Raw genomic sequence first — 20,920 nt, 5'->3', positions numbered from 1 at the left:
CGCGCCGATGCGCATGCTATACTTATTGAAGCTGCGTTCTTTATAAAAGTTCGGTTCCAGCGGGCATGAATTCACCGTGCTCTTTAAATTATAGTAAGCATTCGTTAAATCTTTTCCGATATATATATTTAGTTTTGTTAAGATTCTCTAACAGTTCATAAACAATTGCGCCCGTGCCTTCTAACAAAATACCGAACTACGGGAGGTACCATATGACCAGCTCCTTGCGCATTAAATGGGTGCTGCTGCTCGTAGCCATTACGACAATCTGCTTAAGCGTTGTGGGGGCTGTGAACTATTCAATGGCAAAAGACAAAATGCGTTCGTACATCGAGCAGCAAAACCTTTCGGCCGTCCAGGACACGTCCAGCCGTCTGAGCGATTGGTTTGCCGTCCGCTACGCGGAAGCCAAGGTCATCAGCCGCACCCCCATTATCCGGACCGGCACGCTTGAAGAAAAGCTGACTTATTTGCGTCAGGAAACCGCATATGCCGGCACCGCCTATCTCTCTGCGGGCATCGCCGATCTGAGCGGAAACCTGACCTTAACGAACGGAAAAATGTTTAACGTATCGGATAACCCGGCTTTCCAAGCCGCTCTTGCCGGGCAAGGCCGCATCTCCGATCCTTTCTTCGGACAAAGAGACGGGGGTTATATCGTAACGTTGATTTTGCCGGTTTGGAATGACGACGGCACCGTATCATGCTTGCTGGAAATTGTGTACGATGCCCGAAATTTATTTGAAAGTCAGCTGAAAACGGACAATCCCGATTTAAAAGACCGCGTCATCCTGATACAATCCGACTCTACCGTCCTGTACAGCAAAAATATAGAAACGATCTTGAACCGCAATTATTTAAGAGATTTCCCCGATCTCCTGCCTGTGTACCAGCAAATGATCGAGAATGGCTCCGGTTTTCAAATGGTGCGCTTTCAAGGGGAACAACTGCTGCTGTTTTATGCCAAAGTGCCTAACACGCAATGGTATCTTTTGCTTTATATCCCGCAGGCAAGTATGGAAAAGCCGCTTAACTCGCTGCTCTACTCCACCGTCGGATTGATCGCCCTGATGGAGTTCGTATTGGCAAGCTTGATTTATTTCGTTTTCAACACGATGATCATTCGGCGCATTCACAAGCTGCTGGTTGTAACGAAAGCCGTAGCCGGAGGCAACCTGTCCGTGGCGGCCATAGAAACGAACAGCCGTGATGAACTCGGCTTGCTGTCCGTATCGGTTAACGATATGACGCAAAATTTGCGCGATTTGTTCGAGCCCTTCGAATCTTTTATCCATTCCAACCAGCTGGCGATGATCATAACCGATAGCGACTACCGGATCATCAAGTTTAGTCCGATGGCCGAAACCATGCTCGGCTACCGGGCACGGGATGTGATCCACACGGAAACCCCGCTGCTGTGGCATGATCCGGTGCAGCTAAGCGAGCGGGCAAGCGCCTACTCCGTCGATCTCGGCATTCCGGTCGAACCGGATTGCTCCGTGCTTGTAGCGAAACCTTTACGAAATATGGAAATGGATCAGGAATGGATTTATATCCGCGCGAACGGGACGCGCCTGCCGATTAATTTGAATGTCAGCCCGATGACGCGCTCCGACGGCTCGGTCAAAGGTTACGTCATGCTCGCCCGGGATATGAGCGTGTTTTTCCATGCGACGGAGACGAGCAACCGGCTCCTGCACATTTTGGACGCAGCCCAAGATTTTATCGCTTCATTCGACCTCAAGGGCAATATGTTCTACATCAATGCGGCGGGCAAAAGGCTGCTCGGCATCGATACGCTGGACAGCGAATCGCGCCGGCTCGGCAAATATTTGCGGGCCGATACGGCTATTCAGCTGGCGGAAGGACTTGCCATAGCCCAGCAATGCGGGCACTGGGAGGGCGAAACCGAATTTATGACCGACCGCGGGGGCATCGTGACCTCTCAGGTCATTGTCGCGCATAAGCCTTCGGACGGCGGAGATCCTTTCTTTTCCACCATTGTCCGGGACATTATGGAGCAGAAGCGGACGCAGACGGAATTGATGCAGGCCAAAGAAGACGCCGACAACGCCAGCTTGGCTAAAAGCATGTTTCTCGCCCGCATGAGCCACGAAATCAGAACGCCGCTTAACGGGATTACCGGTCTTTCTTATTTGATGCAGCAGACGAAGCTGACCGACATTCAGCGCGATTATCAGAGCAAGATTACAGGCTCGGCCCAAACGCTGCTTCAAGTCATTAACGATGTTTTGGATTTTTCCAAAATCGAAGCAAAGAAGCTGACTCTGGAGCGGGCCAACTTCCAGTTGGATGAATCCGTCCGCAAGCTGAGCAGCACGTTGAGCGTCCTGCTCGGCCACAAACCGATCGATATGGCGATCCGGATGGAGGGCGGCATCCCCGCCGTTTTGATCGGAGATCCGCTGCGGCTTGAGCAAATCTTGCTGAACCTGACCAGCAATGCGATCAAATTTACGGATCAAGGCGCGGTGACTTTGCTGATTCGGATCGTCGATCATAAGGACGGCATGGCGGCTGTCCGTTTTGCAGTGACGGATACGGGAATCGGCATGACGCCGGAGCAATTAAACCGGCTGTTTCAGCCGTTTATGCAGGCCGACGAGTCAACCAGCCGGAAATTCGGGGGGACGGGCCTCGGCTTGAACATTTCCAAAAGCATGATTGAAATGATGGGCGGCACATTAACGATCGAGAGCGAGCCGGGCCTCGGCAGCACTTTTTCGTTTACGGTCCGGTTTGAAAGCCCGGATCCTTCGCGCAAACGCGCGTTTCCTTTGACCAGAAGCCATGGCGATTTCCGGATTCTCGTTGTCGAGGATTCGCCGCTCGTGCGTTCAAATTTATCCATGATGATCAACAGCTTGTCCGTACAGACGGACGTGTCCCCAAGCTGGACGGACGCCCTGCGCCGTCTGGACGGCGTGGAGCGGCCGGTACATGCGCTGCTGCTGGATATGGAAGCCGAAGATATGTACGGTGAAGATATATGGCTGCAGATGAAGCAGGCGGCATACGGACGCGGAGCGCTCACCATCGCATATACGACGCTGGCCGGGCGCGACGCGCTGCAGCGGCTGCCTAAGGCTCACAGGCCGGATGCGATCCTCGTCAAGCCGGTCAGCCGATTGGAGATGTACCAGACAATAGCGGCACTGCAGGAACACAGTTTGAACGAACCAGCTTCCGCTGACAAACCATCCGGCCGGGGAACGAATGTTCGAAGTCTTGAAGGACATGTATTATTGGTGGAGGATCAAATGATTAATCAGACGGTAGCGACAGCTATGCTGGAAAAGCTGGGGCTTTCCGTAACCGGAGCCCGTCACGGCCTGGAGGCGCTGGAGCTGCTGCGCAACGAAACATTCGATCTTATTCTGATGGATATTCATATGCCGGAACTGGACGGTCTGGAAACGACGGCGGCAATTCGCCGGAATCCGCGGCTTCAGCAGCTCCCGATCATTGCGCTGACCGCCGATGCGACGTCAGTCCGGGACGACCAGTGCCGGCAGGCGGGGATGAACGATCTGTTAAGCAAGCCGCTGGAGCCCGAGCTGCTGCTCGCCGTCTTGTCGAAATGGCTGCCTCGCAGCGAGGCGGCGGCCGCCTCCGAAGCCGGCATTCCGTCGAAATTGAAGCCTCAGGCAGATGCATTTGCCTGGGCGGGCATTGATATGCAGGATGCGCTGCAGCGGTTGGACGGCAAAGTCGAGATCGTCTTCAGGCTCCTCCTGCTGTTTCGCAAGCAGCACGAACATACGGCGAAGGAGCTCAGACAGCTTGTAACGGCTCAGCAATTCGCCGAAGCAAGACGTCTTGCCCATTCGCTGCAAGGTGCGGCGGGCAACCTCGGCATGAAAAGCGTCTTTGAGGCGGCCTATGCGTTCGAGCTGGCGGTCGAGGAACAACGTTTGTCGGCTTGCGAACCGTTATCGCAAAGTCTGGAATCGGCCTTGGTGGAAGTATGTGCAACGATTGATACGGCGATTGTCGCTAACAAAATCCAAACATTCTAACACTCCCGCTTATAGACGTACGGAATTCGGCAAGATATAATAAAATTAGTCAAGCAAGTATGAAAATATTAGCAAAGTATTAGCTTTCAGACCATTAATAATTTAATATATCAATCATTGGGGTGTCTGAAATGCCGCGAGTATTAATTATCGAAGACGATACGATTATTGGAGAAATGCTGAAGCTTTATTTGAGTGAGGAAGATTTCGTCGTGCATCGGGTGGAGACGGGACATGACAGCTTTCATGCGCTGGACGCATTCAAACCGGATGTCATTCTGCTTGATCTGATCTTGCCCGACGTCGACGGTGCCGAGTTGTGCTCGCTGCTCCGCAACCGGACTCCCGTGCCGATCCTGATCGTTTCCATGAAAAACAAGGTGACCGATCGTATTCAGGCACTGTCTTCCGGTGCGGACGATTACTTAAGCAAGCCCTTCAGCATGCAGGAGCTGAAAGCCCGGATTATCGCCCAGCTTCGGCGTTCCCAGACGCGGCTGTCCCGGGAAAATTTGCCCGCGGACGCGGCAGAAGCCGCCAAGCCTGCAAGGGAAGCTGCGGCCCATCTCCCGGAGCCGTGGCTGGAGCTCGATATGGACCGCCGCACGCTGATTGTGCAAAACCAGCCGGTGGACATAACTTTCTCCGAGTTTGAGATCATGAAGCTGTTTTACAGCTATCCGGGCAAAGTGTTCAGCCGCGACGAGCTCATCAATGCCATCCGCGGCATCGATTCGTTCGTTAATGACCGCTCCATCGATGTTCATGTGACCAACCTGCGGAAAAAGATTGAGCTTAATCCGAAGCAGCCCAAGCATATTAAGACGGTATGGGGTGTCGGCTACAAGTTCGAGATTATGTAAAACGCTTCGTCTTAAGCCCGGCCTTAACTTCTCTCGCGATAAGCAGGGAAGCGGCCGGGCTTTTTTTGTTGAAAGCACAAGATTATATATTTTGCTTCGCACAACATTGATAAACGCGCTCGTCCCTAAGGACGGCGAAGCCGTTGATCCTTGTAAGATAGCGGAGGGGAACCGTCCCGTTCTTGTCCGGGTCTGGTATTTATGTGAAAATTTAACATCGCTTAAATGGTTACCGGGTAATTTTCCTCATACTCTTGATCCATAATGGAAGAAAGAAAAGACATCGAAGAGGAACGCTTCATATAAATCCGGGGGGCTGAAACCGTGTCTTGGCTGCAAATTGTTACCAGCTTTATACGCAATTTTACGGATATCGCCATTTTCATTGTGTTAATTAACCACTTGCGTCCACATGCCATGAAACTTTCCAAAAAACTGCAGGATATGATTTTGGGGGTGACGTTCGGAATCTCGAGTATTATATCGATGCAAATTCCGCTTGTCGTGGCAGACGGCGTCATCCTTGACTTGAGAAACGTCTCGGTGGCGGCGGCCGGTACTTACGGAGGGTGGCGCTCGGCCCTGCTTGCGGTCGTGTTCGCAGGGGGCTACCGGGTTCTGCTGGGCGGGGCCGGATGGGAGCCCGGCTTGGGCGGGATTGCAACCTGTGCGATCCTGGGCGTTGTTTACAAGGAATTGGAGAAGCGCGGAATCATCCCCACGACCCTCGGAACCGACCTGCTGTTCGGCGCCTCCATTGCGGTGGCGAGCTTCGCCTGGAGCCTCATGCTCCCAGTCCCCGTTACGGTATCCATCGCCAGTCATTTCCTTCTGCCGATGATGATCATATCGTCCCTCGCTACTGCAGGTTTCCGCCATTTCATCGTTGAATGGCACAACACCGGTTCGTACTTCCGGGATTTGGCCGCCCACCCATGGAATGCCAAAGCATCCGTCGAACGGCTGCAGCATTATCTGGACCACTCGGGAACGACGGATGCGGTCTGCATCGTTCATATCAGCAATGTTCAACTCGCTTATCCGTTCGCTGACGATCTGATGAAGAGCGTATACCAGCGATTGACAAGCCTGCTGCCCCGCGGCTTCGTCGCCCGAATCCGGGAGAATGAACTGATATGCAGTCTGACGGCCTCTCCCGACCCGGAGCGGCTGCTCTCGCAGGCGTCCCATATTCAACAAAAGCTGTCCGAGCCCGTTATCGTCCGAAATCGCCCCGTTCACATCAACGCTCTGTTAGGCATTGCCGCCTACAACGGACAGGAGACGGCGGAGATGCTGATCCAGCATGCGGATGCGGCCCTTCGCCATATGAAAGAGCAAGGTCACTCCCATACGATGATCTACCATGAAAAGCTGCTTCAGCAGCAGCTGTACCGGTTTAAGCTGGAACAGGGACTGCAGCAGGCTTTGGCCAACAATGAGCTAGAGCTCCATTTCCAGCCCCAATTCCAGATGCAGACAGGCCGGGTGCGCGGCTTTGAAGCGCTTCTCCGCTGGCGGCATCCGGAGTTGGGAGCCGTCCCGCCCGGCGAATTCATCCCGATCGCAGAGGAGAACGGTATGATTGTGCCCATCGGGTTGTGGGTGCTGCGGCGTGCCTGTGAGCTGCACGGCACCTTGTTTAAGGCTGCGTTCCCCGATGCGGTCATATGCGTCAACATTTCGGCCCTACAGCTCAACGAGACTCATTTCCCCGAGCTGGTCTCGCAGATTTTGTCGGAAACCGGCCTGCCTCCCCGGCTGCTCGAACTGGAAATTACGGAAAGCATGCTGATTGCATCGATCGATTCAGCCAACGACCGGCTGGAGGAGCTGAGCCGGCTCGGCATCCGCATTGCACTGGATGATTTCGGTACAGGCTACTCGTCGCTCCATTATTTGAGCCGGCTGCCGCTTCATCTCGTCAAGCTGGACAAATCGTTTATCCGCGATATTTGCAAAAATAACGAAGGACGCATTACCCAATCGATTATCCGGCTGCTTCAAGATCTCGACATTCACGTCGTCGCCGAAGGCGTCGAATCGTATGATCAGCTGCACCGGCTCGCTGCATGGAAATGCGATATCGTGCAGGGCTATTTGTTGAGCAAGCCGCTGTCGGAGGAGGCGGTTCCCGCCTTCGCCGCCAAGCAGCGGACGGATGCCGCGCTGGTCCGTTGATTGATCGCGGTCCTGCCCCGCTCCGCCATTAAAACACGGCCAGCTCTTCTTTGGTCAGCAGCCGCCCCGTTTTCATCAGCTCATGCTTGATCGCCTGCAGCAAATGCTGCATCCCGATAGGCGTGCCTGCATCGGCGGCCAAAAAGGCGGCGGATACGGCGATATTTTTAATACTGCCCCCCGCGATTGCGAATTTTCCGGCGATGAGCCGGAAATCGACATCCGCCGAGATCGGAGCCTCCTGCGGAAACATGGAGCGCCATATCATTTCGCGGTAATCGGCATCCGGAAACGGAAACTTGATAATATAATTGATGCGGCGAATGAACGCTTCGTCGATATTGCCGAGCAGATTGGTCGCAAGCACCGAAATGCCGTCGTATTCCTCCATCTTTTGCAGCAAATAGGCCGTTTCGATGTTGGCATACTTATCGTGAGAATCTTTAACCTCGGACCGTTTGCCGAACAGCGCGTCGGTCTCGTCGAAGAACAAAATCGCATTGCTGAGGCGGGCCTCTTGAAAAATTTCATGCAGGTTTTTTTCCGTTTCCCCGATATATTTGCTTATCACTTGCGATAAATCAATCTTGTACAGCTCCAGCTGCAGCTCGCGGGCGACAACCTGCGCCGACATCGTCTTGCCCGTCCCCGGAGGCCCGGCGAACAGCATGCTCAAGCCTTTGCCGTAAGCCAGCTTGCGTTCGAACCCCCACTGCCCGTACACGATGCCGCGGTATTTCATCTGATTGCAGGCCTGCCGCAGCTGCTCTTTTTGCTCGGCGGGCAGTATAATATCGTCCCAGGCGTACTTCGGCTGTATGCGCGTCGCCTTCTTCTCCAGCCTGTGCTGCACCTGCATGGCGCAGGCTTTGTACAGCGCCTGCTCGTCGACGCCGCCGGCGCTGCCGGCCTGCCCTCCGCCGCTCCATTCCGCAAAGCCCTGCGCCTGGGAAAAGGCCTGTCCGATCTGGCCCGGCGTGAACCGGAACTTGTCGGCGATCAGCCGCCAATCCGCCCCGGTTCCGTCGAGGCCGGCTTCGGAGCCGAGGGCCGACCACAGCGCTTCGCGCGCATCGCCTTCCGGCACCTTCAGCTCGATATCGACGACCCACCGGTCCTTCATCTCGGCGGCGAGCTTCAGCTGCTTATCGGCGAGCAAAAAGAGCAGCCCTCCGTAGCCGTTCAAGCCGCGAAAAAACACGCGTTGACGCTGACGCGCCGCCGCATCCGGCTCCTCCGGAAACAGCGCCTCCACATGCGTGAAGCAAAGCACGGCCTGCTGGAGAATCGCTTCGCGAAGCACGTCGGCGAGCAGCTCGGCGAACGGCTGCTCCTCCAGCAGCAGGCCGGCGGCATCGGCGAACAGCACCGGCTTGCCGAAGGAGCGGCAGCAGTGCTTCACCTGCAGCTTTTTGCCGGCGCCCGGCGGCCCCCAGAGCTGGAGGGCGAGCCGCTTGCGTGCGGCCTGCCGCTCCGGCGCATATACGCCGCCGACGAATGTCCGGAGCTGCCGCTGCAGCTCCAGATCGATGCGCAGCGGTTCCAGCCGCGCATCCATCCCGCAGCGCTGCGTTACGCGCGCTGCCGCTTCCGACGGCTCGGCGGCGTACCCGTCGAGCAGGAACTGCGCCATCCGCCGGTCCAGCCTGACCGGCCTGGACAGCAGCGAGCGGGCGGCATCCGCCTCGTCGCCGCTGAAAAAATAGGTCGCCAACGGCCCCGACGGCGACAATGCCGTCCGGGCGCGGCTCCATGCGGCCGCGTCCCGGCAGTGCAGCTGAAGCAGCAGGCCGACATTCGGCTGCTTGCAGGTCAAATCGTCGAGCAAATACCCGAATATCCGCTCGTATTTGCGATCCAGCTCGACCACCAAGGCGGCGACAAGCAGCTCGCGCTCCAGACTTTGCAGGCCGAACACACGGGCGGCCGTCAATAACGGCAGCTCCGTGCCGGCCCGCTCGCTAAGCGCCAGCCTGCGGGCTACCGCCGCCTCCAACCGCCCAAGCCGGACCCTCGCCTCCGGATCATCCGTCCAGCCGTCCGATGTCTCGTGGATAAGTCCGATAAATTCGTCCTCCGATACGAACATGCCCTGGTAAGGGTCATGCTGCCAAGCCTCCATCCGGCTCTTTCTGCTCTCATACAGCCGCTCCAGCCTGCAATCGAACAGGCGCAGCTCATCCGCATAATGCTCCCAGCTGCTGGCATAACCTTCCTGATCCCAACGCTGCTCGTCCTCCGCCCGGATCTGTCCATTCCCTCGTCCGCCGTACATCATTTGCCCCCCACCTGCATTTCATCTTGTCATGTTTGCCTCACTGTCGGAATCCTTTTATCCCATCTTACCAAACATTGTTACGGCAGAGAAGACAGCTCCCGCGGCGGTTTTCCAACATCTGCCTCTTTGCGCTATTTTACGGGCTGAATGGCGGCAGTGGAACCGGGAAACCATAATGATGCAGAACAGGAGGTTACTGCCTATGGATACGGAAGCTTCGCAACCATCGGAACCTATGACGAAAGGATCCGAAACCAACCGCTCCCTTTTGATTACAGGCTTGATTATCGCCATGCTGTTCGCCGCATTGGACGGCACCATCGTCGGCACGGCAATGCCTCGGATCGTCGGCGAACTGGGCGGCTTGAGCGTTATGGCCTGGCTGACGACCGCTTATATGCTCAGTTCCACGACTGTCGTCCCTATTGCCGGCAAGCTGGCCGATTTATTGGGGCGAAGAGCCATTTATGTTACAGGGCTTATCGTTTTCATGCTCGCCTCCGCTCTTTGCGGCATGTCGCAATCGATGACCCAGCTCATATGGTACCGTACGCTGCAGGGTATCGGCGGCGGCATTATGATGCCGATGGCGATGATTATTATTGGCGACTTGTTTACCGGCAAGCAGCGCGCCAAATGGCAGGGCGTCTTCGGTGCGATCTACGGTCTCGCCTCCGTCATCGGCCCTCAGGTAGGCGGTTGGATCGTCGACTCCCTGAATTGGCGCTGGGTGTTCTACATCAATCTGCCCGTAGGTTTGCTGGCCGTCATTTTCATCGCTCTCGGCTTAAAAAGCGTACGTTCGACCGGTCCCATTCGCTTCGACTACATTGGGATGATCACGATGATTATCGGGGTCGTACCTTTGCTGCTCGCGCTTACCTTCGGAGGCAAACAGTACGCTTGGGGCTCGTGGCAGGTGCTTGGCATGATCGGCGTCTCCCTCGTCTCGCTCGTAGCCTTTGTCTATATTGAATCCAGAGCGGACGAACCGATTTTGCCGATGCGGCTGTTCAAAAGCCGGACATTCTCGATCATTAACGGCATCGGCTTCCTCATGTCCGTCGGGATGTTTGGCGCGATCATGTTTGTTCCCCTGTTTATGCAGGGCATCGTCGGGATCAGCGCCTCCGCCTCCGGCACCGTGATGACGCCGATGATGGTCACGATGATTGTCGCCAGCGTCCTCGGCGGACAAATCGTGCAAAAAGTCGGCGTTCGTCTGCAAATGTCCGTCGGCATGATCATTATGGCGTCAGGCTTTTTATTGCTGGGCAATTTGAACATCGATACGTCCAAATTGACCGCCTCCATCTATATGATGGTGATCGGATTCGGCATCGGGTTAGTCATGCCCATACTGACGTTGGCGCTGCAGGAAAGCTTCCCCAAGTCGGAGCTCGGCGTCGTGACATCATCCAGCCAATTTTTCCGGCAAATCGGCGGCACCTTCGGCATGACCGTGCTCGGCGCCGTCATGAACTACCGTTCCGATCTCGAGCTGACCAACAAGCTGGTGCCGGTTCTGCAGCAGCTGCCTGCCCAAGCCGGCGGTTTCGCCGAACAGATGATTGCCAAAATCCATACCGATCCGCAAGGTTTATATTCCATGCTATTGAATCCCGAATCATTGGCCCAGCTGCCCGGGGCAATCGTGGGACAGATCGTCCCGATTCTGAAATTTTCTTTGGTCGATTCGCTGCACAGCGTATTTCGTATCGGTCTGGTGTTCGTCGTTTTGGGGGCGGTATTAACCCCGTTCCTGGGATGCATTCAACTGAGCGACCGCAAGAAAGAGGAGAAGCCGGCCGAGTGATCCGCGGCCGCTCCTTTACATCGGGATCGAGTTCGCGAAGCCGTCTGCATACCGATGTCCCCTGGCCGCACAAAGGTTCGGATGAATTTTCAAATGCTGCTAATTAATTGTGCTATTTTCTAAAATGTGGTATGGTTTGGTTAACACCTCCGAAATACGAATTTAGAGATTAGAAAGGGTTATCCTTCCGGATTTTTGGGCACTCTTTCTAATGTGTGAATTTGCTGTTCATACATAATCAAATGAAGACAATTATTGGAGGTTTTTAGGAAGATGGAAACAGGTACAGTCAAGTGGTTCAACGCGGAAAAAGGATTCGGATTCATTGAAGTCGAAGGCGGCAAAGATGTATTCGTTCATTTTAGCGCAATTACAGGGGAAGGCTACAAATCCCTTGATGAAGGACAACGCGTGCAATTTGACGTGGTCCAGGGCAATCGCGGACCCCAGGCTGAAAACGTTGTGAAACTGTAATTCAGTTTCATCCGAGGAAGAGAACTGCTCATCCGGGCAGTTCTTTTTCAGTAATTACAAACGTATATATAAAAGGCTACGCATCACGTCCAACACGGACATCCATTCAAGGACCGGGCCGATCGATTTCCGGCTCTTGACCATCGCCAACGTCCCCATATTGGAATTCGCACCGCACAAACCGAAGGAGGGTTCGTCTTGTACTTCTCTAAAAAAGCTACGGAACCGATTCAGGAAGAACAAACATCAGTTTGGATGTGCAGTAATGAAGGCTGTTCATGCTGGATGCGGGAAAACTTCTCCCTTGTGGAAAGCCCGCTCTGCCCGCTCTGCCAGTCCGAGATGGTTAAACATACGAAGATGCTGCCTTTGCTATTAAATCACCAAAAAGTAACCTGATCGCGCCGTTTGAGCGCGGTCTTCCCCAAACAGCGCCAACCTATCCGGTTGGCGCTGTTGTCGCCATTGCAGAAAATGTACACGTTTCTCCGGTACGGGTATATATCCGCACAATTCTGTGAATGCTGTTTTAATAGATTCATAGATTTGATGCCGGGGGTTGAATGCGATGAAGCGGTTGCTGGAATATGGTGTGGCGGTATGTCTTGCTGCCGGAATTGCCGGCGGCTTATGGGCAGTGCACGCCACAGCTGCAAATAACGATATCGAGCTGCTCCTGCCCTTGGCGGACCAGCTTCTCGCCGCCGACCGGAAGGTCATCATCAAGCATACCGGCAGCTACCGCAGCTATACGGATTCGTCCGATTTCGAGCGGATCGGCAAGCAGCTTCGCGCACAGCTGGAGCTGGACCGTTCCGGCAGCCGCCCGGCGGAAATATCTGCGGCTCAAGGACAGCTGCTGTATAAAGCTTCGGCCGTCCAAGCGGACGGAATCGGGACGACGCTTTTATGGATCGGGTTTGCCGATGGCACCACCGAGCTTGTCATAAGCGCGGAAGCCGCCGGCGGGCACAATACAGCCGGGATCGCGCAGGTTCAAAAACGGCTGAGCCGCGAGCTCGAGGCGATCGGTATAACCCCCTATTGGAATGTGATGATCCAGGGAACGCCGGCTACAGCTTACGAAGCTCCGGGATCGTGGCTGCAAGCCCCGCTCGCCCGGCAGCTGCATGTGCGGGAGATTGGACGTTATGAGGACGCCGGCAGTGTGAGCGTCTCCTATTATTCCCCGCAAATCCGCGAAACGGCCGGCCGCGGCGAACAAAAAATGAACCTCCAAACGGCGGTTCATCGGGATTCGAAAACGGAGCGGCCGCGGATGACGATCGGCACGCCTGCGATTTCGATTGAATATTAACTTCTTGTTTATATAGTCATGTATTTAACCGGGCGTTATGCTTTAAGGATCGCTTCAATGGCAGCCAGCTCGTCCGCGCTGAATTCCAATCCGTTCAGAGCGTTTACCGCATCTTCAATCTGGCTGATCCGGCTTGCGCCGATCAATGCAGAGGTTACCCCGCCGCCGCGCAGCACCCAGGCCAACGCCATCTGCGACAGCTTTTGCCCCCGTTTTTCCGCGACGACGGTCAGACTGCGAATTTTATTCATCACTTCATCGGTCAAATCCTCAGGCTTCAAAAACACGCTCTGTCCACCCGCGCGGGAATCTTTCGGAATGCCGTGCAGGTAACGGTCGGTGAGCATGCCTTTGGCCAGCGGCGAAAATGCAATGCTTCCTACGCCATCCTCTTCGAGCGCATCCAGCAATCCGTTTTCAACCCATCTGTCGAGCATGGAATATCGCGGCTGATGTATTAAGCAAGGGGTCCCCAGCTCTTTCAAGATGCGTACAGCAGCTTTCGTCTGCTCCGCATTATAATTGGAAAGCCCGACATAGAGCGCCTTACCTTGCCGAACGGCCAAATCGAGCGCGCCCATCGTCTCTTCCAGCGGCGTATCCGGATCCGGACGGTGATGGTAAAAAATATCGACGTAATCCAGCTTCATCCGCTTCAGGCTTTGATCCAGACTTGAAATTAAATATTTCTTCGATCCCCATTCGCCGTAAGGCCCCGGCCACATGTAGTAGCCGGCTTTTGACGAAATAATGATTTCATCGCGGTAAGGAGCGAAGTCGCTCTGAAGCACCTTGCCGAACATTTCCTCCGCGCTGCCGGGAGGCGGACCGTAATTGTTCGCCAAATCAAAATGCGTAATCCCGAGGTCGAAAGCTCGTCTCAGCATCGCCCGTCCATTTTCATACACGTCCACGCCGCCGAAATTATGCCACAGCCCGAGCGAAATCGCCGGAAGCTTCAGCCCGCTTCTGCCGCAGCGGCGGTACTTCATAGTCTCGTATCTTTGGTTGTTTGCCGTATAGACCATGGGTTATTTTCCTCCTAACGGAAAGTTACTTCGTAAGCGTATTGAGTTTTGCCTCGACTTACAGGTGCTGTTTAATTTTGCCGATCATTTCTTCGTATTCTTCATCCGTGAGCTGCTTGTTTTCCGCAGGGTTCATCTCGAACATTTTCCCCCAGGCCGCTCCGTCCTTGTATTTCGGCACGATATGGAAATGAACGTGAGGCATGGTATCGCCGAATGCGCCGTAGTTGATTTTGCCGGGATTAAACGCCTGCTCGATCGCTTTCGCCACCTGCGCTACATCGCGCATATAAGCGTCCTGCTTGTCCTGGGACAAATGGAAAAACTCCGTCTGATGCTCGTTCAACGCGACGATGCAGCGGCCTCTGTACGTCTGCTCGCGGAACAAAAACAACGTGGACACGCGAAGCTGGCCGATCTCAATCATCAGCTTTTCCTGTCTTTCATCTTTTGCACAGTAAATACAATCTTGGGACATGGATTCTCTCTCCTGACTGCGGTTTAAATTGGGGATGCCGTCATTTTCCGTAACGGCTTACAATTACCATACTAATGAACTGCCGGGGCTTTGTCTATAAGTTACCTTATCGTTAGCTATGGCCGGACAAATAAAAAACTGCCCTTAACCGATGTTAAGGGCAGTTCGTGTTTTGTTCCAAGTAATTACAGTTTTACAACGTTTTCGGCTTGAGGGCCGCGGTTGCCTTGAACCACGTTGAATTCAACGCGTTGGCCTTCTTCCAAAGTTTTGAAGCCTTCGCCTGTGATCGCGCTGAAGTGAACGAATACATCGTTGCCGCCTTCCACTTCGATAAAGCCAAAGCCTTTCTCTGCGTTAAACCATTTTACTGTTCCTGTTTGCATGTTACATACCTCCAAAATTAAATTTAACATGATCCTTTTATTGTCAAAATAAAAATTCACATATTGTAAAAGGTTCCATCAACTAATGATAACCCTTAACAATATGTGAATTCAGGTCTCACGTATTTGATTACACTCATCTTACCACGCCTCCATCCAAAAAGCAAACGTACCGTAATGGAATTTTTTACTATAATGAAATTGCCCCAAGCCATGTACCGCGCTCGGGGCATTCGTTCCCTTAAATGGCCATTCCTTCGTAAACTTTCTTTATTTTTTCGTATCTGGCAATATAAGCCTGGTACAAGCCGTCCGCATGCTCCCGGATCGTTCGCTGCGAATTGGTGTACACATTAATGCTTGTCGCATAATCGGTCTGCCCGATCCATTCCTTGGGGACGCTGTCCGCTCCGGTTAATGCGCCGGAAATGCCCGACGAAACCGCCGTGATGCAATCGACATCCCGGCCCATGTTGACTGCGGCTACCATGGCGTCTTTCAAATTGCCGCCGACCATCCGGAAAATGCAGACCGCCTTCGTTACGACTTCGTTCGCCGAGCTGAACGCGTAAGGGATCCCGCACCCGCTGTACACGCTGTCAAAAGCTGCGCGCAATTCGCGGAAATCTTGGCAGGACTGCGTTCTTTTCAGCTCCCTGTCAATTTCCTTGACCACTTGATCTTTATCGCAATAGTCGAATATCGAACCGAGAACCGTATCGACCGTCGCCTTCGGTTTGGCTGCCGCGGCAATGGCTACAGCTGTTACGCACGCCCATTTCAGACCGCGGCTGTTGGAGGTTTGGTATAACTGTCCGACTTCCATAACGTCGGCCACCGCCCCTTGCTCGTCACCCGCATTAATAAGGCCGATCGGATGGCATGAACGGGAGAAGCTGTTCAAGCCCGCGTAATCGCAATATTTGCCGAGATCTCTCGCCGGAATTCCGCTCTTGGCCATAGCCAGCAGCGTCGCCTCGAACGGCTCCGACACTTTTCCCGCGGAAATCGGTTTAATATCGCGAAGCCAAATTTGTCTGACATCCTCGGCGCCCACTCTGTCCTGCTTTTCAATAATGGCTGTAATCATCAGCTTCTGTCTTTCGATGCCGTCTTCCGTCGTGCCGGGCTCGCGAATCCAGCCGTTGTTGTAATGGTGATAAGGAAGCAGCTGCTCCAGCGTCCCGTACTTTTCTTCAATTTCCTGATAGCTCCAGCCTTCCACCGCAGCTCCCATCGCGGAACCCACATGGGCGCCGACCAGACACCCGTACATCTTTTCTCTCAAGCTTACTTTTGTCATGTTACTTCCTCCATCCTTTTTATCGTTATCCTTTTATGCCCCCGAAGGTAATCCCTTGGATAAAGGACCTCTGGACAAAAAAGTAAAACACGATGATCGGAACCGCGACCAATACGGAGGCGGCCATCAGTTGGCTCCATTCCGTATGGTAGGCCTGCTTGAATTGCTGCAAGCCGAGCTGAAGCGTATACAGTCTTTCATCGCTCAAATAAATGAGCGGGCCTACGAAGTCGTTCCACGAGTGCATGAACTGGAACAACGCAATCGTCAATATCGCCGGCTGGCATAAGGGCAGCATAACGCGCGTATAAATCCGGATTTCGGAGCATCCGTCGATTCTCGCCGCATCCTCCAGGCTTTTCGGCAGCTGCTTAAAAAACTGTCTCATAAGGAATATAAAGAACGGAGCCCCAAAGAAGCTGGGCAAAATCAACGGATAAAACGTCCCTACCAAATTAAGCTTTGAAAATATGATGAACAAGGACACCATCGTGACCTGGCTCGGCACCATCAATACGGCCAACGTGACGAGGAATAGCGTGTCCCGGCCTCTCCACTGCAATCTGGCAAAGCTGTACCCGGCCAACGGGCAGGAGATGACAACCCCTAAAGTAGCGCAGCAGGCGACGATGACCGTATTTTGCAAATAAGCGAAAAACGGTACGGTCGTCACTGCCTTATAATAATTCGACCATTCGAACGGCTCCGGCAGCCAAACAGGCGGATACACGAACAATTGGGTGCTCGGCTTCAAGGAGGTGGACACCATCCACAAGAAAGGGAGCAGGAACAGAAAGCCGGAAACGAGAAGCAGCGCATAAACAACCAGCGAAGGCACAGCTACAATCGACTTCTTCACAGCGTCGTCCCCTCCTTTTTCAATCGTCCCCTTGGTAATAAACCCATTTGCTGGATAGCTTGAACACCCACAAGGTGATAGCTATAATGATGACGAACATGATCCATGCCATCGCCGAAGCATAGCCCATCTTCATATATAAGAATGCGTTGTTGTACAGATACATGCTGTAGAACAGGAGCGAATCGGCCGGCTTCCCGGTTCCGTACGTGATCGCGTAGGGCAGCGTAAACACCTGCAAAGCGTTAATAATGCCCATCACCATGTTGAAAAAGATAACCGGCGTCAACAAAGGCAGCGTAATGTGCCGGGCTTTTTTCAACGCGCTGGCGCCGTCGATGTCCGCGGCTTCGTAATAATCTTTGGAAATATCCTGCAGCCCCGCCAAATAAATGATCACTGCATTGCCGATTCCCCATAAGGACATCAGAATGAGAGACGGCTTCGACCAGAGCGGGTCGCCCAACCAGCCCGGTCCTTTGATGCCGAGCAGGTCAAGCTTCGAATTGACGAGGCCGAACTGCGGATTCAGCAGCCATTCCCACACAATGGATGTAGCGACAATCGGGACCAGAGTAGGGAGGAAAAACACAGTCCTGAATAACCCGCGGCACCGAATAGGCACGTTCAGCAGAAGCGCAAGCAGCACACCGATGAGTACGCTCAGCGGCACTTCGATTGCAGCGTAAATCAAGGTGTTCTTGATGCCGGTCCAAAACAGATGATCTTTCAAAAGATCGCGATAGTTGGCGAGACCGACCCAGGTCGTTTCGCTGACGATATTATAGTTGGTGAAACTGTAATAGACGGAGCCGAGCAAGGGGTAAGCGTAAAATAACAGCAGCCCGACTACCCAGGGGGCAATGAACAGATACGCGTATTTAGCTCTGCTTCTTTCGATGTTTCCGCTCACCGCTGACTTTGGCGACATACCGCTTCATTCCTCCCGTTCGTCATTTCTGCTGAGCTTTTTTCTTATCGATTTCGTCATTGACCTTTTTCGTTATTTGATCGAGCACTTCTTTGGCTGTTCCCTTGCCGTTATTGACCAGGTCAGGCGCTTTGGCCAGCTCATCCCACATCATGTTGCCAGCCAGCACAACAGGGCGGTTTTTTCCGTTAGGCAGCACCTCCAAAAATTTATCCTGTCTCCGGTCATCGGCGTACATTTTTTTATTAATGGCCGGAATGGCGGCAAATTCGCCGGTAATTTTCTTCAAGCTTTGTCCTTCCTCGCTGGTGCACATCCATTTAATAAACTCCCATGCAGCATCCTGGTTTTTTACGCCCTTCGGAATAATCAGCACGCGGCCGCCCACGAACGTGTTGAAATCTTTGCCGGTTGGCGTCGGGATGTAGCTGATTCCGTAATTGAGCTTGGGGTTGTACTGGTCGATCTGGGAAATCATCCAGTTGCCGTTCACCATCATCGACAGCTGTCCGGTAATAAACGGATTGGTCGCATTCGTGCCGGCTGAGCTCGTGAAGCTTGTCACATCCTGAATGCCATACTGCTTGGCAAAATTCGTTTCCCACTCAAGCGCTTTTACAATATTGGGATCGTTCGCCGTCACTTTGCCGGCCTTCCCGTCCAGGAACGAGCCGCCGAACGCCCAGCCCCATGAATATACCCAGCCTTCCCCGTACCACGGAATCAACCCGAAGCGGGTAAACTTATTGCCTTCTTTTTTGGTCAATTTTTTGGCCGCTTCCTCCAATTCGGCAATCGTAGTCGGCGGTTTTTCCGGGTCCAGGCCCGCTTCCTTGAAGTGGTCTTTATTGTAAAAAAGCGCTCTCGCCGTTCCGTCATACGGAATGCCGAGCAGCTTCCCGTCGTAAATCGATTCGTCCCAGGCCCATTTGTAGAACATCGATTCCGTAATTTTGTCCTTTTCGGCCCGCTCGTTCAACAGGGTCACCGCATCCATATATTCCGCAACGCCGTAGCGGCTTGCCAGCATGACATCGGGCGGATTCCCTCCTGCAACGGCGGTCAGCAATTTGGAGGTAACCGAATCGCCGCCGTCGGTCGCTACATATACCGGCTTCACCTTGATGTTCGGATGAGACTTGTTGAACGCTTCGACCGATTTCGTTATGGAATCGCCGGACGGACCTGTGGACCAATTATGCCAAAACGTAATTTCGGCAACGCCGGACTTCGGGTCCTCGCCTTTGTTCCGTGAAGCGCTGTCTTTATTGGCTGGAAGCGAGCAAGCGGTTAAAGCGAATAAAGAAGTCAAGATAATGCATGTACGTTTGAATACTTTTGTATGCATTCGTAAACCTCCCTTATTATCTTGATAATGTGCTGCATAACGTGCCAGTTCTCCGCGGACCCTCCTCTATCCGCCCTTCGTCCGTTACGCAGACGTACTATAAGCACCAAGTTTGGCTTGGGTTATAATTGCTTACACTTTCTCCACACGAGTCGGGCCCAAAGTCCTGCATGGCGGATCATGGCGACCTCATCTCGACATTAATGGGAACGGTACCATTAAAATCGATAAATATAAACACGATTTATGTAATTTAAAGTCGATTATATGTAAATACAGCATTATAATAAAATATTAATTATTAAACATTGATGGGAACGGTACCAAGAAACCGATTACATTTCCGATTTTATAAATAATAAATTGCATTGTCAATACTATTTTTTCAAAAAAGTCGTGAAAGCCTGTTTGTAAAAAGCAATTGATTTGTCAATTCCACCCCTTTATAATTGACATATTGGGAACGGTTTCAAAACATAGGGGTGGTGAACTATTGAATCGAGTTACGATAATCGACGTCGCCAAATATGCGAACACAACCAAATCTACGGTTTCACGCGTCATTAACAATTCGCCCCTTGTCAGCCCAAAAACGAAAGATAAGGTGCTTGAAGCGATTCGGGTATTGGGGTATACCCCGAGCAATTCCGCCCGTTCCTTAAAATCCGGGAAAAGCCATATCCTCGGTCTGGTCGTATCTCAACAGCAAATCAGCGAAGTCATCATGAACCCGAACTATCCCGCTATCATTAAGGCGATTTCCGAAAAAGCGCAAAGCGAAGGCTATCACATCCTGCTGATCACCTCTGCCGGTGTCGAGTACAAATCGTACGATAATATTTTGATGCGGCATGCGGTGGACGGGTTTATTGTGCTCGGCGCTACGATTGACGACCCGCTGCACGAAGTGTTGGACAATGCCGGCATCCCATACGTGTTCAACATGAGATATTCCGAGAAACGCAGCGATTGTTATGTTACGTTCGACGATTTTGAAGGGGGCTACATCGCCGCCAAATATTTGCTCGACCTGGGCCACAGGCACATCAAGCTTGTTGTCGGGGACGTTAAAGGCAAGGTGCTTTCCTTCAATTTGCAGCGGATCAGCGGCTTCAAGAAAGCTCTCGAAGAATACCGGATTCCATTCGAGGAATCGATGGTATTGCGAACGCCCGGCGATATGGAGAACAGCTATAATTTTATTAACGATTTATTTTTACGCGAATCGCCAAGTGCGCTGCTGCTCTCCAACGAGGTTACGTCGATTGCCGCATTAAACGCTTTAACCGATAAAGGGATTCAAATACCTGACGACGTATCGCTAATTGCGTTCGGTTATCCGGATTTTTTCCGCAATACGCGGCCCAGCCTGACTACCGTCGGACAAGATACGATATGGCAGGGCAATACGCTCGTCAATATGCTGCTGCAGCGCATCAACGGCCGCGATAACGCCCCGACCGCGCTGATTCAGAAACCTGAGCTGATCATCAGAGGCAGCACGAAAAAAGCTTAAACGCGACAGCCGCTGTTCCTCCCCACATACTGCAAGCCTTTGAAGCGATACCGCTTGAAGGGCTGTTGCAGCGGCAGCCCAACCTCTCCTTGCGCCGCAAG

At 53.1% G+C, this 20,920-nt stretch carries 16 protein-coding genes; 8 read left to right on the top strand and 8 right to left on the bottom strand.

The genetic code is table 11. The annotated features are described in order from the left end of the window. The first annotated feature begins 212 nt into the window (after nt 1–212). The 3 genes from E1757_RS14870 to E1757_RS14860 all read left to right on the top strand — a co-directional run bounded on the left by E1757_RS14870 (nt 213) and on the right by E1757_RS14860 (nt 7,084). Nucleotides 213–4,040 (top strand): response regulator, encoded by a 3,828-nt coding sequence (locus tag E1757_RS14870; protein ID WP_133229375.1) that lies wholly within the window; start codon nt 213–215, stop codon nt 4,038–4,040. Between the two features lie 131 nt (nt 4,041–4,171). Beyond that, nucleotides 4,172–4,903, top strand: coding sequence for a response regulator transcription factor (locus tag E1757_RS14865; RefSeq protein ID WP_133229373.1), 732 nt, complete (start codon nt 4,172–4,174; stop codon nt 4,901–4,903). Between the two features lie 324 nt (nt 4,904–5,227). Then, the gene (locus tag E1757_RS14860; protein WP_133229371.1) at nt 5,228–7,084 is read left to right on the top strand and encodes an EAL domain-containing protein; all 1,857 of its coding nucleotides are present in this window, start codon (nt 5,228–5,230) and stop codon (nt 7,082–7,084) included. Between the two features lie 28 nt (nt 7,085–7,112). On the opposite strand, the gene E1757_RS14855 is transcribed toward E1757_RS14860, so the two are convergent. Continuing rightward, nucleotides 7,113–9,362: an ATP-binding protein gene (locus tag E1757_RS14855; protein WP_133229369.1), complete on the bottom strand. Its 2,250-nt coding sequence runs from the start codon at nt 9,360–9,362 to the stop codon at nt 7,113–7,115. 235 nt (nt 9,363–9,597) lie between these two features. Here E1757_RS14855 and E1757_RS14850 point away from each other — a divergent pair, with 235 nt between their 5' ends. From E1757_RS14850 to E1757_RS14835, 4 genes are all read left to right on the top strand, one after another. Next, complete coding sequence (locus E1757_RS14850; protein ID WP_133229680.1) at nt 9,598–11,178, top strand: MDR family MFS transporter; 1,581 nt, start codon at nt 9,598–9,600, stop codon at nt 11,176–11,178. A gap of 273 nt (nt 11,179–11,451) precedes the next feature. After that, a complete protein-coding gene (locus tag E1757_RS14845; RefSeq protein ID WP_133229367.1) occupies nt 11,452–11,652 on the top strand; it encodes a cold-shock protein in 201 nt (66 codons plus the stop codon). Nucleotides 11,653–11,850: 198 nt separating this feature from the next. Beyond that, nucleotides 11,851–12,051, top strand: a complete 201-nt coding sequence (locus E1757_RS14840; RefSeq protein ID WP_133229365.1) for a cold-shock protein — start codon at nt 11,851–11,853, stop codon at nt 12,049–12,051. A 169-nt stretch (nt 12,052–12,220) separates the two neighbouring features. Continuing rightward, the gene (locus E1757_RS14835) at nt 12,221–12,970 is read left to right on the top strand and encodes a YwmB family TATA-box binding protein (protein WP_133229363.1); all 750 of its coding nucleotides are present in this window, start codon (nt 12,221–12,223) and stop codon (nt 12,968–12,970) included. Nucleotides 12,971–13,005: 35 nt separating this feature from the next. On the opposite strand, the gene mgrA is transcribed toward E1757_RS14835, so the two are convergent. From mgrA to E1757_RS14800, 7 genes are all read right to left on the bottom strand, one after another. Further along, nucleotides 13,006–13,998, bottom strand: coding sequence for an L-glyceraldehyde 3-phosphate reductase (gene mgrA, locus E1757_RS14830; RefSeq protein ID WP_133229361.1), 993 nt, complete (start codon nt 13,996–13,998; stop codon nt 13,006–13,008). A 58-nt stretch (nt 13,999–14,056) separates the two neighbouring features. Further along, nucleotides 14,057–14,476, bottom strand: coding sequence for an HIT family protein (locus E1757_RS14825; RefSeq protein ID WP_133229359.1), 420 nt, complete (start codon nt 14,474–14,476; stop codon nt 14,057–14,059). A gap of 185 nt (nt 14,477–14,661) precedes the next feature. Further along, entirely contained in the window at nt 14,662–14,862 is a 201-nt protein-coding gene (locus tag E1757_RS14820; protein WP_133229357.1) for a cold-shock protein, read from the bottom strand. A 241-nt stretch (nt 14,863–15,103) separates the two neighbouring features. Further along, nucleotides 15,104–16,165, bottom strand: coding sequence for an ADP-ribosylglycohydrolase family protein (locus E1757_RS14815; RefSeq protein ID WP_133229355.1), 1,062 nt, complete (start codon nt 16,163–16,165; stop codon nt 15,104–15,106). Between the two features lie 25 nt (nt 16,166–16,190). Next, complete coding sequence (locus E1757_RS14810) at nt 16,191–17,024, bottom strand: carbohydrate ABC transporter permease (RefSeq protein WP_246079206.1); 834 nt, start codon at nt 17,022–17,024, stop codon at nt 16,191–16,193. A 19-nt stretch (nt 17,025–17,043) separates the two neighbouring features. After that, a complete protein-coding gene (locus E1757_RS14805) occupies nt 17,044–17,955 on the bottom strand; it encodes a carbohydrate ABC transporter permease (protein WP_133229353.1) in 912 nt (303 codons plus the stop codon). A 22-nt stretch (nt 17,956–17,977) separates the two neighbouring features. After that, nucleotides 17,978–19,303: an ABC transporter substrate-binding protein gene (locus tag E1757_RS14800; RefSeq protein ID WP_133229351.1), complete on the bottom strand. Its 1,326-nt coding sequence runs from the start codon at nt 19,301–19,303 to the stop codon at nt 17,978–17,980. A gap of 493 nt (nt 19,304–19,796) precedes the next feature. Between E1757_RS14800 and E1757_RS14795 the strand changes: the two genes are divergently transcribed. Beyond that, nucleotides 19,797–20,819, top strand: a complete 1,023-nt coding sequence (locus tag E1757_RS14795) for a LacI family DNA-binding transcriptional regulator (RefSeq protein ID WP_165972125.1) — start codon at nt 19,797–19,799, stop codon at nt 20,817–20,819. Nucleotides 20,820–20,920: the final 101 nt, after the last annotated feature.

The organism is Paenibacillus piri, from assembly GCF_004354045.1.
GTDB lineage: Bacteria > Bacillota > Bacilli > Paenibacillales > NBRC-103111 > Paenibacillus_S > Paenibacillus_S piri.
Note: the sequence above shows the minus strand (reverse complement) of the source record. Positions and strands in the feature narration are given on the sequence as shown.

Coding starts and splice junctions, on each gene's coding strand:
- E1757_RS14815 (WP_133229355.1), bottom strand. CDS start 16,165: ATGACAAAAGTAAGCTTGAGAGAAAAGATGTACGGGTGTCTGGTCGGC.
- E1757_RS14800 (WP_133229351.1), bottom strand. CDS start 19,303: ATGCATACAAAAGTATTCAAACGTACATGCATTATCTTGACTTCTTTA.
- E1757_RS14855 (WP_133229369.1), bottom strand. CDS start 9,362: ATGATGTACGGCGGACGAGGGAATGGACAGATCCGGGCGGAGGACGAG.
- E1757_RS14835 (WP_133229363.1), top strand. CDS start 12,221: ATGAAGCGGTTGCTGGAATATGGTGTGGCGGTATGTCTTGCTGCCGGA.
- E1757_RS14820 (WP_133229357.1), bottom strand. CDS start 14,862: ATGCAAACAGGAACAGTAAAATGGTTTAACGCAGAGAAAGGCTTTGGC.
- E1757_RS14850 (WP_133229680.1), top strand. CDS start 9,598: ATGACGAAAGGATCCGAAACCAACCGCTCCCTTTTGATTACAGGCTTG.
- E1757_RS14870 (WP_133229375.1), top strand. CDS start 213: ATGACCAGCTCCTTGCGCATTAAATGGGTGCTGCTGCTCGTAGCCATT.
- E1757_RS14825 (WP_133229359.1), bottom strand. CDS start 14,476: ATGTCCCAAGATTGTATTTACTGTGCAAAAGATGAAAGACAGGAAAAG.
- E1757_RS14845 (WP_133229367.1), top strand. CDS start 11,452: ATGGAAACAGGTACAGTCAAGTGGTTCAACGCGGAAAAAGGATTCGGA.
- E1757_RS14805 (WP_133229353.1), bottom strand. CDS start 17,955: ATGTCGCCAAAGTCAGCGGTGAGCGGAAACATCGAAAGAAGCAGAGCT.
- E1757_RS14865 (WP_133229373.1), top strand. CDS start 4,172: ATGCCGCGAGTATTAATTATCGAAGACGATACGATTATTGGAGAAATG.
- mgrA (WP_133229361.1), bottom strand. CDS start 13,998: ATGGTCTATACGGCAAACAACCAAAGATACGAGACTATGAAGTACCGC.